At 38.0% G+C, this 14,082-nt stretch carries 12 protein-coding genes; 11 read left to right on the top strand and 1 reads right to left on the bottom strand.

The window, feature by feature from the left end:
* The first annotated feature begins 586 nt into the window (after positions 1 to 586).
* The 5 genes from MKX62_RS17340 to MKX62_RS17360 all read left to right on the top strand — a co-directional run bounded on the left by MKX62_RS17340 (position 587) and on the right by MKX62_RS17360 (position 4,505).
* Positions 587 to 1,189, top strand: coding sequence for a hypothetical protein (locus MKX62_RS17340; protein ID WP_338652642.1), 603 nt, complete (start codon positions 587 to 589; stop codon positions 1,187 to 1,189).
* Positions 1,186 to 1,569 (top strand): hypothetical protein, encoded by a 384-nt coding sequence (locus MKX62_RS17345; protein ID WP_340741952.1) that lies wholly within the window; start codon positions 1,186 to 1,188, stop codon positions 1,567 to 1,569. The genes MKX62_RS17340 and MKX62_RS17345 overlap by 4 nt, the downstream gene beginning before the upstream one ends.
* Positions 1,570 to 2,306: 737 nt before the next feature.
* Complete coding sequence (locus MKX62_RS17350; RefSeq protein WP_340741953.1) at positions 2,307 to 2,777, top strand: GNAT family N-acetyltransferase; 471 nt, start codon at positions 2,307 to 2,309, stop codon at positions 2,775 to 2,777.
* Positions 2,778 to 2,954: 177 nt separating this feature from the next.
* Positions 2,955 to 3,419, top strand: a complete 465-nt coding sequence (locus MKX62_RS17355) for a GNAT family N-acetyltransferase (protein WP_340741954.1) — start codon at positions 2,955 to 2,957, stop codon at positions 3,417 to 3,419.
* 399 nt (positions 3,420 to 3,818) lie between these two features.
* Entirely contained in the window at positions 3,819 to 4,505 is a 687-nt protein-coding gene (locus tag MKX62_RS17360; RefSeq protein ID WP_340741955.1) for a VOC family protein, read from the top strand.
* A 188-nt stretch (positions 4,506 to 4,693) separates the two neighbouring features.
* On the opposite strand, the gene MKX62_RS17365 is transcribed toward MKX62_RS17360, so the two are convergent.
* The gene (locus MKX62_RS17365) at positions 4,694 to 5,233 is read right to left on the bottom strand and encodes a transcription repressor NadR (protein WP_187047520.1); all 540 of its coding nucleotides are present in this window, start codon (positions 5,231 to 5,233) and stop codon (positions 4,694 to 4,696) included.
* Between the two features lie 560 nt (positions 5,234 to 5,793).
* Between MKX62_RS17365 and MKX62_RS17370 the strand changes: the two genes are divergently transcribed.
* The 6 genes from MKX62_RS17370 (at position 5,794) to MKX62_RS17395 (ending at position 13,489) form a co-directional block, all read left to right on the top strand.
* The gene (locus MKX62_RS17370; protein ID WP_340741956.1) at positions 5,794 to 6,648 is read left to right on the top strand and encodes a MurR/RpiR family transcriptional regulator; all 855 of its coding nucleotides are present in this window, start codon (positions 5,794 to 5,796) and stop codon (positions 6,646 to 6,648) included.
* Positions 6,649 to 6,650: 2 nt separating this feature from the next.
* The gene (locus MKX62_RS17375; protein WP_187047522.1) at positions 6,651 to 7,787 is read left to right on the top strand and encodes a M20 peptidase aminoacylase family protein; all 1,137 of its coding nucleotides are present in this window, start codon (positions 6,651 to 6,653) and stop codon (positions 7,785 to 7,787) included.
* A gap of 5 nt (positions 7,788 to 7,792) precedes the next feature.
* Positions 7,793 to 8,635 (top strand): GNAT family N-acetyltransferase, encoded by an 843-nt coding sequence (locus MKX62_RS17380; RefSeq protein ID WP_187047523.1) that lies wholly within the window; start codon positions 7,793 to 7,795, stop codon positions 8,633 to 8,635.
* Positions 8,632 to 9,744 carry an o-succinylbenzoate synthase gene (gene menC, locus MKX62_RS17385; RefSeq protein WP_067208439.1) on the top strand — a complete coding sequence of 371 codons (1,113 nt, stop codon included), beginning with the start codon at positions 8,632 to 8,634 and terminating at the stop codon, positions 9,742 to 9,744. Before MKX62_RS17380 ends, menC begins: the two co-directional genes overlap by 4 nt.
* Positions 9,745 to 9,881: 137 nt before the next feature.
* Positions 9,882 to 10,952 (top strand): YkvI family membrane protein, encoded by a 1,071-nt coding sequence (locus tag MKX62_RS17390; RefSeq protein ID WP_340741957.1) that lies wholly within the window; start codon positions 9,882 to 9,884, stop codon positions 10,950 to 10,952.
* Between the two features lie 497 nt (positions 10,953 to 11,449).
* Positions 11,450 to 13,489, top strand: coding sequence for a bifunctional diguanylate cyclase/phosphodiesterase (locus MKX62_RS17395; RefSeq protein ID WP_340741958.1), 2,040 nt, complete (start codon positions 11,450 to 11,452; stop codon positions 13,487 to 13,489).
* Positions 13,490 to 14,082 lie beyond the last annotated feature (593 nt).

The following is a 14,082-nucleotide window of genomic DNA, read 5'->3' on the forward strand; positions in this document are numbered from 1 at the left end:
AGTAATGTTTAACAGGTAATTGTTAATGAGTGACTATTCATTCAAGCTTGAAAGTGATACTCTTTATTCAATGAAGTCAGATTAATAGTGGGAGCGATTGAATAATGAAGCTTAAAGTTGGGGCTATTTTCACGTGATTAAAAACGTTTAATGTGGAAGAAACACAACAGTTTTCAGAGGTAATAGGTGATAAGGGAAAATATCATATGGAATGAGATGAAAAAGAGCTTTATGTACAAGGTCTTTTACTGCGAGTATCGGGGATTTAGTTAATATTGCAAGAGAGATGTTAAGTGGTTACCTTCGCCCTGTCAGGGGACACGATTACTTGTGAATTCACGATAACAGAAGTTGAATTTAAGACAATAGCCATGATTACCTTTTATCATAATCAAAGCGGAAAAGAAGTTCTGATTGGAATGAGTCATGGAATTATTAGGGGTTAATTAGCCTGTAAAAAAATATTAAAGCTATACTGCTTTAATTTGAATTGCTTTTTTATTTCCATTGTATTGTTATTAAATTATTCTTAATAATGAACCTTCTTGCTCAAGAGGCGTCAAATAAATAAAAGGAAGGTGCCTTTATGAAAAGATTAGTGTATCGACTTTTCGTAATGACTGTCTTTTTATCAATGATGATAGTAAGCGTAAGTGTTTCTGCTACAAGTTGGATCGAGATGGACCCGCAAGAAGTTAGCGACGAAGCTGAAGTAGTTATAAGTGGAACTTACGACTTTTCAAGTAAGCCGATAGACAGTGAATTTATTTTTCAAGGATATACGTTTGCCGTTGAAAATGTTTATAAAGGAGAGGCTACTAAACAAATAATCGCTGGAATTGACATGTATGATGTCGGTTGGGCTGAGGGATTTCAGAACGAAGGCGGTGAGTTTCTTCTGTTTTTAGAAAAGAGTGATTCTGCGACATTTCTTACACCTGTAGGAGGGCCAAATGGTATGGTTCAAGTCCTTAACGGCATAATAAATAATGAAAATGAAGAAATCGCAACTTATTATGCTGATTTTCTAAAAACGAGTCACAAGAATCCTAGCAGTGGAAACAATGTAGCGCTTATTGACAAGGAGAACTCAGATATATTTAATCCATTATATATCTGCGTAATTGCTTTGTTTGCAATCGCAGTTCTTATTTTACTATATCGTTTCGCAAGGAAGGGGAGGCGTTGAAAAAAGTTTTATTCATTCTCATAGTTTCAATGAGTGTATTTTTTAGTGTATGGCAAACAAAAGAATTGACATTCATTGGTGAAGGCGAAAATTGGTGGGCAGAAGTGACCGTGACCCAAACTGACGGAGATGAACAATATGAAATTCAGATTATTTATAAAGGTAATGAGTTAGACAGTGTTAAAACCTTTGATTATTTCGTTGAAACAAGCACCAATGGAGTGCTGAATTTTGGTACAAACAATGTTTCATTGAACGAAAAAGGTAAGTTTCAACACAAAAGTTTAAGTTCTAATAGCCCTTCAACGAAACAAGAAGAGAAGCTGGTTTTGAAGGTAGTATGGAACGGGATTACCGAAAAAATCTTTTTAGAAAATTAGTAAATTAAGAACTAAATATGTCGAAACAAAGAATTCAATTAAATTCGCTAGGGGCTGTGATTGAGGCATCTCACTTTCTAAACGGAACTTCATCTTATCGCACTTTGGTAGATTATACAGAAGAAATGATTAAACGAAATGCCTGATCGAATTGCTTATCAGTTAGGGTGGGAAGATTGAGCGTTAAAGAAGTTATTAGCAGAAAGTTGCCGAGGAAAATAATAACTGCGGCGATTACAGTTCCTATTTATGCAATATTATTAGCGTTAGTGACACCATACTTCTACGAAAGTAACGTGTACTCACTATGGCGATATTTGGGAAAGATTTTAGTTACAACGCAAGGGTATATTCTATACAGTTTTCCGGCCATTCTTCTATATGGGGTGTTTACTTCTTCTAGTAAGCGACTTACTTTCATCCAAATTCACGAAAAATGAGTCAGTAAAGTTAGAGTGTTTTCTATCGTTACTTTTTCATATGATTTTCGGATTATTATTACTTTGGATTAGTCTGCCCGCGGCTCTAATTTACTTTATGATAGATAGGTATTTAAGCAAGCGAAAAACTCTGTATAAATGGAGCGAAACTTATATAAGCTTAATGATTCCAATTGGATTATTTCTATTGATAATATTGATTTTAGTAGTAGGAGATTTCACTGTGAACTGGAAGGACTATATTGTCTTTTGATTCACTATAACAATGATTTTATTAGTAGAAATGGGGTACCAGTTATGGAAGTTACGTTAGAAAAAGCAAACGAATTTGATGCGCAATCTCTTTTTGATATACAAGTAAATGCATTTTTACCATTACTAGAAGTTTATGAGGATTACAATACTAATCCAGCGAATGAAACGATCGAGCGAATGATAACAAGGATAAACAACACGTCAGGAGGAGTTTATAAAATAAAATCGGATACTATTCTTGTTGGGGCTATTAGTGTCTGGTGGAAAGAGGAAACTGAATTTTGGATCAGCCCAATGTTTATACAACCGAAATACCAGGGGCAAGGAATTGCACAGAAAGCAATATCACAAATAGAGGGACTTTTTCCTCAAGCGGTTAGTTGGGAGTTGGCTACTATAGCGGAAGAAAAACGTAATTGTTATTTATATGAAAAGATGGGCTTTATAAAAACAGGAGAAACCAAGAAAATAAATGACAGCACGACACTTATTTATTATAAAAAAGGTTTATGACTCTTATAAATTATTCTTGACCAACAGAAAGTGATTGAAGGGATGGAACACAGATTGCTAGATAACTAGCACGTTTCGTGTGGAACAGGAAAAAGGCAGGGATAACAGGAAATGCTTATCTATTGCGGACAGTTAGTTGTAATAGGGAATGTGTGGAAGTCTTTGAGGGGGATAATTGTGGGATATAAGTTTGAAAGTTTGACACAAGAACAAGCGGAAGAGATTGCATATAATTGGCACTATAATGCGGAATATTCTTTTTACGATATGGTAGCAGATAAAGAAGATCTAGTTGAGTTCTTAGAAGCTCAAAAACGGGGTGACTCAAACTTCTTTGTTACTAAAGACAATGATGCTATAGGCTTCTTTACTTTTAATGAAGTAGCTAAAAACACCATTGATATAGGGTTAGGCATGAGGCCAGATTTAACTGGTAATGGCAACGGTTTGGGATTTGTCCAAGCAGGTTTGGATTTTGCTAAATCAAAATACAGACCAGAAAAAATAACATTATCAGTAGCAACTTTCAATCAAAGAGCTATAAAAATATATAGGGAAATCGGGTTTGATGAAGTTGATACATTTATGCAGGAGACAAATGGAAGTAGATTTGAATTTATGAGAATGCTTTATCGATGCTAATACAGGTTCATTACCTTTAATAGCTGGGATAACTTTTTATGTATGGCACTAACTTTATGACGAAAACAGAAGAAAGAATCTTTTATTACTTAATGTTACTTAGTGGTTTTATAATGCGGAGGTATTTACATTGAAAAATGGTCGTAATAGCGGTTTAATTTATTGGAGATTGAATTATAGAAAAAAGTTTATTAGGACTTTATGGATGATTCCACCTAGTATTATTCTGATTATAATGCTACTTATTTCCGAGATCTCTGATTCACTAAAAATAGTATTAACTTTGGCATTAATAGTTACTTTGCCTATTCAATTATTTTACACGCATTATAAGTGGAAAAGTGACATAGAATTTAAAAAATGAACTATTAAATTTTCTTGATGAGGAGAATATTGTTTATGGAAATAAAAATACTGACATTACAAACAGGTAAATTAGAAAAAATGAAAGAATTTTATACGCAATATTTAGGTTTTCCTCTTTGTGGTGAAAGTTCAAAAAGTTTTCAAATTCAAGTAGGAACAAGCATTTTAGAATTCACGAATGAAAATGTAGTAGGGGAACCATATTATCATTTTGCATTCAATATTCCACCCAATCAATTTCAAGAAGCGAAGGAATGGTTAAAAGGAAAAACAACGCTTTTATTAGAAGACGGAGAAGACGAGGCTGATTTTGCATTTTGGCCTGCACATGCTTGCTATTTTGAAGATCCAGCAGGAAATATAGTAGAACTCATAGCTCGATACTATGTAAATCCAAATAGTGAATCGACATTTGCAGTAAATAACATTTTGAATATCAGTGAAATTGGTTTAATTGTAAAAGATTCACCAAGGGTTGGCGAGCAATTCAAAGAAATAAATATTTTTGATAGTGATAATGATCCAATTACTACTTCTTCTTTAAACTTTATGCAAGAAAATAAAAATGGTGTTTTTATTATTTTAACTAGCATAGGTAGAAGATGGCTGTTCTCGGAAAAGAAATCTGAAATTTTTCCAATGAAAATAACACTTGATAAACAATATTGCGTAGGTATAGATGAAGAACATGAATTTTTCATTAAAATTATTATGGAATGAAGTCATATAGGGACTTAGAATTTGTTGATGATAATGAATCAAAAGAATACCCTATTCAATTTTGAGAAGATGGATGGCAATTACTTTTTGGTAAACTTGAAAAGGTCGATTTCTCGTATGGGAAATCGACCTTTTCAAGTTTGTATGCTAATTGCTCCGATTGTAAATAAAACTCCCGATTTATTTTTTCATTCGACGAGAATATCAGCTTTTCTAAGTGCTTCTTCCGCTTTTCTGATATTTTCTTCGTCGTCCGCCAATACCGTATGAAGATGAATACCACCTTCTGTTAGCTTTGATAAATAAATAGCATCTGCCTCTTTGATTCGCTTGATGAATTCTTTTACTTCATTCCGATTGGAAACCATTATTGACGCACTAAGATCTCCATAGACAGGATGTTCAATTTTGACGTCCTTTACTGTAACGCCGTTATCGACAAAAATGTTCAACTCCTCCATCGTTTGGTCCGGAGTATGTTTGCAAACAATCGTCTTTTCGATTCTCCTGGGTGCCGCTTGCACATGCATATAAATATAGCCCTGACTTGTTGCGACAATAGGTTCGTTTTTTGCTTTCAGCAATGTAATATCTCCAACAATCACCTGACGGCTGACATTTGTCATTTCTCCGAGTATTCTTCCTGTAATAGGTTTATCGGACGTCTGTAACGTATCGACGATTAATTGGCGACGTTCATCCCCAAGAATTTTTTCGTTTTCATTCATTATATAACCACCTCGCATAGCTATTTTACCATATTTAACGTATGTATAACCCCTCTATATATGTTGACCAAATGAATACGGCGTATGCGCATTACAAAGGCTTTTGGGAGGCCACTGAAAAAGTCCCAATACTTAGAACTAATTAGAATTCCCGCCAATATCGCTTCGACGCTTTGTGCATGCCTCCCGCGATAAGCCAGAAAGAAGACCGCTTGGGAGGGATTGAACTGCATCCCTCCTTAGTCTTATCGCTCCGGCTACCACGAAGTCGCGCCTTCGCTGAGCGCCAAGCGTTCTACAACCTAATATCCGGAATTACAACTCTCTCCTTATTGAGCGTCACAGCAGGTTCAATGGGATTCATTAATTCAACATATAGAGCAAATAATTTTCGAGTAGTAATTGAAACAGAGGCTAAAGGTTCCCAGGAAAGCATAAGTATCAGAAAATACATTGTATTCCGCGAACAAGTATGTTAAGGTAATAAAATAATTAATTGTGAAGTCAGCACTTCATTTGTAAAGATAATGACGGAATAACTTCAAAAAGGAAGAGTGAAGATGAAATTAAAGGACCTGATTCACGAGTATTACGACCAATTGTCAAAAAGCCAGAAAAAAGTCGCGACTTATATAATCGATAACCCAAGAAATATTGCGATGTCTACGGCACAAGAAATTGGGGCGACAATCGGTGTCAGCGAAACGACAGTCATTCGCTTTTGCTATAGCCTACATCTCTCTGGTTATGGGGAACTACAAAAGGTCATCCGTGAACAATTGCTATTTCAAGAGAGTAGCTTCACAACATATCAGAAATCTAAACTGGAACTTGAACAGGTACCGCATTTTTTCACAAAAGTGATGGAGCGGGATCGAATAGCGATTGGAGAGACGATGAAACAAATTAAAGAAGAAGACTACGAAAAGGCAATCGAGCAGCTCTCTCAAGCAGAAACCATTTATATTCTTGGCCTGCGCTCTTCGTATACTGCAGCTAATTGGCTCTCATACACGCTTGGTTTAGTGAAAGGAAATGTCAGACTGTTACGACCAGAAACGGAGGATGTAATCCAAACGCTCAGTCAAATGAACGATAAGTCCGTTGTCATCGCCATTTCGTTTCATCGATACTTGAAAGAAACAATTCAAATTGCGGAATTGGCACATAGACAACAAGCTTTCATTATCGGAATTACTGATTCAATGTTAGCCCCGATTCATACATTCAGTGATTTGTTATTTCCAATTTATTCGCCTAACAAGTCGACGCTCGATGCAACGGCTTCTCTATTTTCATTCATGAATGCGATTATTGCAGGATTGTCCGTGAAGGAGAAGGACAGTTTCGAAAAAAGACGTGAAACGTATCAATCGATACCAAGCGATTTCTTATTTGTTGAAGGAGTTGATTGAAAATGAAAGCAGTGTTACAAGAAATGAAGCCGATTGTTGAAAAGGTTTTTAACCATTTACACTCACATCCTGAAATTAGTTGGCAGGAATTTGAGACGACAAATTATTTGCAACAATTGTTAGAGAATGAAGGATTTCAAGTTACGACATTCGACGATTCAACGGGACTTGTAGTAACACTGGGGTCTGGTGATCCTTGTATTGGACTTCGAACAGATATCGATGCACTCTGGCAGGAAGTGGATGGGGTCTTTCAAGCGAACCATTCATGCGGACATGATGCGCATATGACGATTGCAATTGGCGCTTTACTCGTTTTGAAAAAGCTTAGGTATCCGAAAAACGGGCGACTAAAAGTGATTTTTCAACCAGCTGAGGAAAAGGGGACGGGCGCATTATCATTTGTGGAAAAAGGGATCGTTGACGATATCGACTATTTGTATGGTGTCCATCTCCGTCCGATTCAAGAAATCGGTCATGGCTATGCATCCCCAGCCATTATGCATGGTGCTGCAAAAATGATTAAAGGAACAATCGTGGGGACAGATGCGCATGGAGCAAGACCGCATCTTGGACAAAACGCCATAGAAGTGATGGCACTTCTCGTACAGGCAATCCACTCCATCCACGTTGACCCAATGGTCCCGCATTCTGCAAAAATGACGATGTTCCAAGCGGGTGGAGAGTCAGCCAACATCATTCCCGGAAGTGCAGTATTTAGTCTGGATTTACGCGCCCAAACAAACGTGGTTATGGACAAACTGATGAATTTAGTTGATAAAGCGATTAGTTCGGTTGCAGAACTGTCTGATGTTATCATTAATTATGAAATAATCGCGGAAATTGCAGCTGCCCAAGTCGATGACACTGCTGTCGAAATGATGGCACAAGCGATAAGGGAAACAGTTGGGGAACAATTTTTGGTGCCGCCTATTGTCACACCAGGCGGAGAAGACTTCCATTACTACACATTAAAAAGGCCTTCTGTTAAAGCGACAATGCTCGGTCTTGGCTGCGACTTATCGCCAGGCCTTCATCATCCCAACATGACATTCAATCATGATAGTATACTGACCGGAATTGAAATACTCGTTCGAACGGTCATCCATTCATTCGGGCAGTTAGAGAGAAGGAAGTGAACCAAATGGACGTCAACCTATCCATTCGCAAACTAGAAACCAATGAAGACATGCGCCTGGTCCAATCGCTTGAACGAGCAATCTGGGGCCTTGAACCGATACCGACTCATCAAACCTATACGGCAGCGAAAAATGGCGGGTTATTGTTAGGCGCTTTCTTAGGTGATGAAATCGTTGGCTTTTCATATGGTTTTCCGGGTTTCACCAATGGTAAGCCGTATTTATGTTCACATATGCTTGGCATTCTTCCGAACTATCAACTGATGGGAATCGGAAAGTTGCTAAAGGATGAACAGCGTAAAATTGCCAAGGAAATGGGATACAATTTGATTACTTGGACATTCGATCCATTGGAAAGTCGCAATGCTTATTTAAATGTGTCGAAACTGTACGCAATTTGCGATACTTATTTAGTGAATTGTTACGGTGAAATGGAAGATGGTTTGAACAAAGGATTACCATCAGACCGTCTTCAAGTCGAATGGTGGGTTTCGAGCGAAAGGGTCGAGGACAAGTGGACACCGCAAGTTTCCGACTATGATCGACCATTTATAGTTGAGAAATCCCATAAAGGAAATCCAACACTAGTTGTGGATTCGGAAAATGTCCTGTTAAACAGTGTTGGTGTTGAAGTTCCGGTACCAGAACAATTTCAGTCGATCAAAAAGAATGAACCTGAACTAGCGCTCGACTGGCGATTGAAAATTAGGACCGTTTTTCAATCGTTATTTGGTTCTGGCTATGCGCTAGTAGGAGTGAATAGGTCTGAAGAAGGCGTTCATTATTATCAATTTGTAAAAAGAAACACAATTCCACTGACAATAAAAAATAGAGGAGAATCCGAATGATTATAAAAGAAATCAACATCCGAAAAATGAAAATGAGAATGAAGCACCCGTTCACAACTAGTTTTGGTACGTTCCAAGATAAAGATTTTCTGTTACTTGAAGTGAAAGATGAGCTGGGTAATACGGGATGGGGGGAGTCAGTGGCATTTCACTCGCCTTGGTACAGCGAAGAAACACTTGAAACGAATTTACATATGATCCGTGATTTTCTGATACCTATCGTATTAGGAAGGGAAATCGGACATCCCGACGAAGTAAGTGAATTGTTCGCTGCCATCCGTAAAAATAATATGGCGAAATCCACTTTGGAAGGCGCAATTTGGGATCTTTATGCTAAGCGTAACAAATTGACATTGGCGAAGGCTCTTGGTGGCGAACGCGATAAAATTGAAGTGGGTATCAGTATCGGGATCCATGAAAATATTGCTAATCTAGTCGAAACGGTACGTGGTTTTGTGGAAGAGGGATACAAGCGTATTAAAGTGAAAATCAAACCGGGCTATGACGTTGATGTAATCCGCGAGTTGCGCAAGAATTTCCCGGATGTGCCACTTATGGCAGATGCCAACTCGGCTTATACATTGGACGACATTGAACTTCTCAAACAGCTGGATGAATTTAACTTGACGATGATTGAACAGCCGCTTGCTTCAGACGATATTATCGACCATGCGAAATTACAAAAACAATTGAAAACACCAATCTGTTTGGATGAAAGCATTCACTCCCTTGAAGATACACGAAAAGCGATTGAGCTTGGTAGTACGCAAATCATTAACATTAAAATCGGTCGTGTTGGAGGTCTTACTGAAGCGAAGAAAATTCATGATTATTGCATGGAACGTCAAATACCTGTTTGGTGCGGCGGAATGCTGGAATCAGGAATCGGCCGTGCGCATAATGTAGCGCTCACAACACTTCCAAACTTCATATTACCAGGGGACACTGCTGGATCCTCACGTTACTGGGAGGAAGACGTTATTACTCCAGAAGTTGTAGTGGAGGACGGCTATATTACTGTTCCAACCGCATATGGAATAGGTTACGAACCAAACTTGAAAGCTATGAATAAATTCACGGTAGACGAGTTACACTTCAAAGCTGAATGAGGTGTGATGAGAAAGGCTGAATAGGTGTAGGGAAGGATGACTTAAATCGTCCTTTCTGACTGGAGAAATCAGAAAATAAAATCTATTGTAGTAGTTTGACTATAAAGAGACACTGCGGCTAAAACGGGGGATGAGTTATGAGAAAAAGTTTTCAAATCGCTGGAGCTTTTATCGGAGTGATTGTTGGAGCAGGATTTGCATCAGGTCAGGAAATTTTACAGTTTTTCACTAGTTTTGGACCAATTAGTATCGTTGGAACACTTGTAGCAACTGTCTTATTTGCATTTTTAGGGATGAACTTGACACAATTGGGAAGTCGTTTGCAAACTAAGTCTCATCAACGTGTAATCTATCATATATGTGGTCGTTATTTAGGGGTACTTGTTGATGTTATTATTACATTTTTCCTTTTCGGGGTAACTGTAGTCATGTTCTCAGGGGCTGGAGCAATTTTTGAACAGCAATTTGGCATTCCTAGTTTCATTGGAAGTATTTTGATGGCGATTGTAACCATATTGACGGTAACGTTGAGTGTTCAAAAAGTGATTACACTCATCGGAGCATTTACTCCGTTTTTACTATTAATAGTGATCGTAATTACAGTTTACTCATTAATAAATTTTGACTTTGCAACTGCTGATCTGTCAGCCGCTGTTGTCACTCAAAATAGAGGTGCATCCCATTGGCTACTGGGCGCAATTTTATATGTCTCTTATAATTTGGCAGCTGGAGCCGCGATGCTCACGGTTATGGGTGGCACTGTAAAGGATGAGAAGGTTGCGGCATGGGGTGGAATCATCGGTGGTCTTGGATTGGGACTACTCATCCTGCTTATCAATGTCTCAATGCTGACTCAGTTAAAAGCGATTGCAAGTGTACCGATGCCAATGCTGTTTTTGGCAAATAATATTAGCCCTATAATGGGGGCAATTATGTCCATTATCTTATTGGGGATGATTTACAATACAGCGGTTGGAATGTTATACGCATTTTCAGCTCGTATCGTTAAAACTGAAACAGTGCGTTTTAAAGGTGCCGTTACAATTTTTGGTGTAGCTGCGTTCGGCGCGAGTTTTATTGGATTCATCACACTTGTTGGTACTGTCTATCCAGTGATGGGCTACCTAGGTTTCACATTAATTGCTGCAATTATCTTCACATGGGCAAGGAAAAAAGGAACAGTTGGTAAAATAGATTCTTTGAATTAATCAATGCTTCACAAATCAAATTTAGTATTGTTTGGTTATTTGAAACTATCGGTAATTGAGTGGTGAAGAAGGAGTAATATGTGGCAATAAGGTGTGAAAGAGAATGGGATTTATCAGCTAGCGAATCCCAACATCACAAACTCCTGCATTAGCCTTCGTAATCTTATGCAAAAACATAGAGGGAATTATCGCCGCGAAAGTTAAGCCCTTTCGTCCTTAATACCAGGACGATTGGGCTTTTACTGGGTATAGGAAGAAGAGAAGGTGGGTTTGCTACTTTTTACAACAATAACAAAATAGTAATATCTTAGATTGCAGAATGTTATTGTTACGGATTGAACATGTGTTGATTAACCAAAGTTAACCTGAAGATAGGAACTTTTTTCGAAATGCTGTGAAATAATCTTGAAGGTAGAATGGAACAGGTTGACACATGATTATATAGAACTATAATTAGTAGAGAATTATCTTATAATAGTTGTAAAGGAGAACCGATTTTGTTTACTCATCCTTCCATGGAATCATATAGTGTAGTTGTTGGTGAATACTCTTTTTCAATCATTCTTTTGTCCGTTATCATTGCGAGCTTTGCTTCCTATACCGCGATATCAATGAATGAGCGAATGCAAGAGAATAGCTTTTTTCATCGAAATTTGTGGCTCATATTAGCATCGGTTGCTTTGGGGTTCGGGATATGGTCCATGCATTTTATTGGAATGGGTGCCTATTTATTACCCATTTCGATGACTTACAAACCTGAGCTCACATTTTTGTCGATTATTCCAGCAATTGCAAGTTCATTTTTAGTGTTTACTTTAGTCAACCGCACGCGAAAAACGATTGGATTAAGTTTGATTTCGGGTGTCGCAATGGGAATTGGTATCTCTGCCATGCATTATATTGGGATGGCGTCTATGGAATCAGATGCTATCTATACATATGATCGCACAATTTTTACTGCATCTGTGGCGATTGCAATTAGTATTTCTTTTATCGCAATCTACATTTTTTCTTCTCTTCAGCATCTTTTGAAAAATAAACTCCTGAAAACAGTTACTTCGCTCGTTATGGGGTTAGCAATTTCTAGCATGCATTATACCGGACTCATGGGGACTACTTACTATATTCATCGTGACAAGATTGATAGTCTGCATGAGATTCATCAAATGGATATGAACTATCTTAACATTACAGTTTCAATTGGTTTGGGTCTATTGCTGCTATTATTACTATTATCGAGTTTTATTGATCGGTATATTGATTACCGCGTAAACTATTTCGAGTCCTTAACGAGAATCCCAAACAGGCGGAGCTTTGAGAAAATGTTGAACAGTCCCTCTTATGATGGAAGTCTTGCAATGTGGTATATCCCCGACATTGAAAAAATCAATGTTGAACAAGGGTATATTTTCGGAGACAAAGTTATTCAGTATTTGGGTCGTTTTTTCTCTCAGTGGTCATCATCCTCTATGAAACTTTACCAGCTTCAGGGCAAGCGTTTTGTCTTTCTTCTTCAGGGGGTGGACGGAATCGTTGAGTTTGAACGCACCATGAATAAGGTTGCAGAGCAACTTAAAGCACTGACTGAAATCGATGGCAAATTAATTAAGATTGAAGCGGTCTGCGCGATGTCAACTACGGAAGAACATCGGGATCCGAAGCGTTTGTATACAGAAGCGCTTACTGTGTTAGAGCATCCATCGACACGCTATGATTACCAGGTGATTCGTTTTGATAATGCAATCCATTCTCATTCATTCGAAGAAGAAATCCTAGAGAGTATAGAAGGTGCGATGCACGAAGGACAATTATTCATGGTTTATCAGCCGAAAGTAAGGGCTAGTACTAATGAATTGTCGGGGTTTGAAGCTTTGATTCGTTGGAAGCATCCGAAATACGGTATGCTATCTCCAGTAACTTTCATACCACTACTTGAACAAAGCACACGAATAGGAGACGTCACGAACTGGATAATCGAGCAAGTTTGCAAACAGATTGCAGAGTGGGGAAAAACGACTTTCCAAGTACACCCCGTTTCAATTAATATTCCTGGGGATTATGTTACATCACCAATCCTACTTAATGTATTAACGGAAATGGTGAAAAAGTATAAGTTGGAACCGTATAATTTAGAATTAGAAATTACGGAAACGAGTGTAGTGAATTCGATTGAAGATGCGGTGAAAGCCCTCGATACGTTTCGAGAAAAAGGTTTTTCTGTAGCATTGGATGATTTCGGAACAGGAGTTTCATCTTTGTCTTACTTGAAAAGATTGCCGATTTCGACTTTGAAAATAGATAAGTCATTTATTGACGATGTACCACAATCTGAGAAAGATTCATCTATTCTCAAGGCAATTCTCGCAATCGGTCGAACGTTAAATTTAGATATTGTACTAGAAGGTGTAGAAACTGAAGAGCAAGTACAATTTCTAAGCCAAGAGTCGGAGTCGTTAATCTTCCAAGGCTATTATTTTGCTAAGCCAATGACTTCGACAGAACTTTTGAATTGGTTAGCGCAGCGCAAGCCGGTTTAATTTTAAGAAACTATGCTGAATGGTTTAAAAGATTAAATGTTATGGATAATCTATAGGGTGCTCTAAATAGTTGAAAAACGTTCTAAGCTTGAACTAACGAAAAAATGTATAAGAAATTCGTTCTATTCGCAATTCTACCTGTTGTTCTCGTCACCATCTTGCTCATAATAAAATGAACTTCAATACCTGAAAAGGCACCGACATATGGGAGTATTACTATTTGTCATTACTTTAGAGGGGCAGTGACGATATTCATTGTCCGTTCATAATATCTGAAGTAAAAGTAGTTCACTCATACACGCTTGACAATTCAGTTAAGTGTTGTATGATAGTTTAAAATCTTCTAAAACTTGAACGGTGATGAAGGATTACTATGCGAATCCATGTTGTGAAAGAGAGCGGAATTTATCAGCTGGAAGATTCCGTCACGACAATCGCAGAACCTACCTTCGTAGTCTTATGTAAAACATAGGCGCCCCCCTCGGCGTTATGGGGATAAGTGGGATGTGTTCGCATGCATCCAATTATGGTGGTACCGCGGAAGCTAAGCCCTTTCGTCCTTAATATCAGGACGAGTGGGCTTTTTTTTGTTT

The organism is Sporosarcina sp. FSL K6-5500, from assembly GCF_038005665.1.
GTDB lineage: Bacteria > Bacillota > Bacilli > Bacillales_A > Planococcaceae > Sporosarcina > Sporosarcina psychrophila.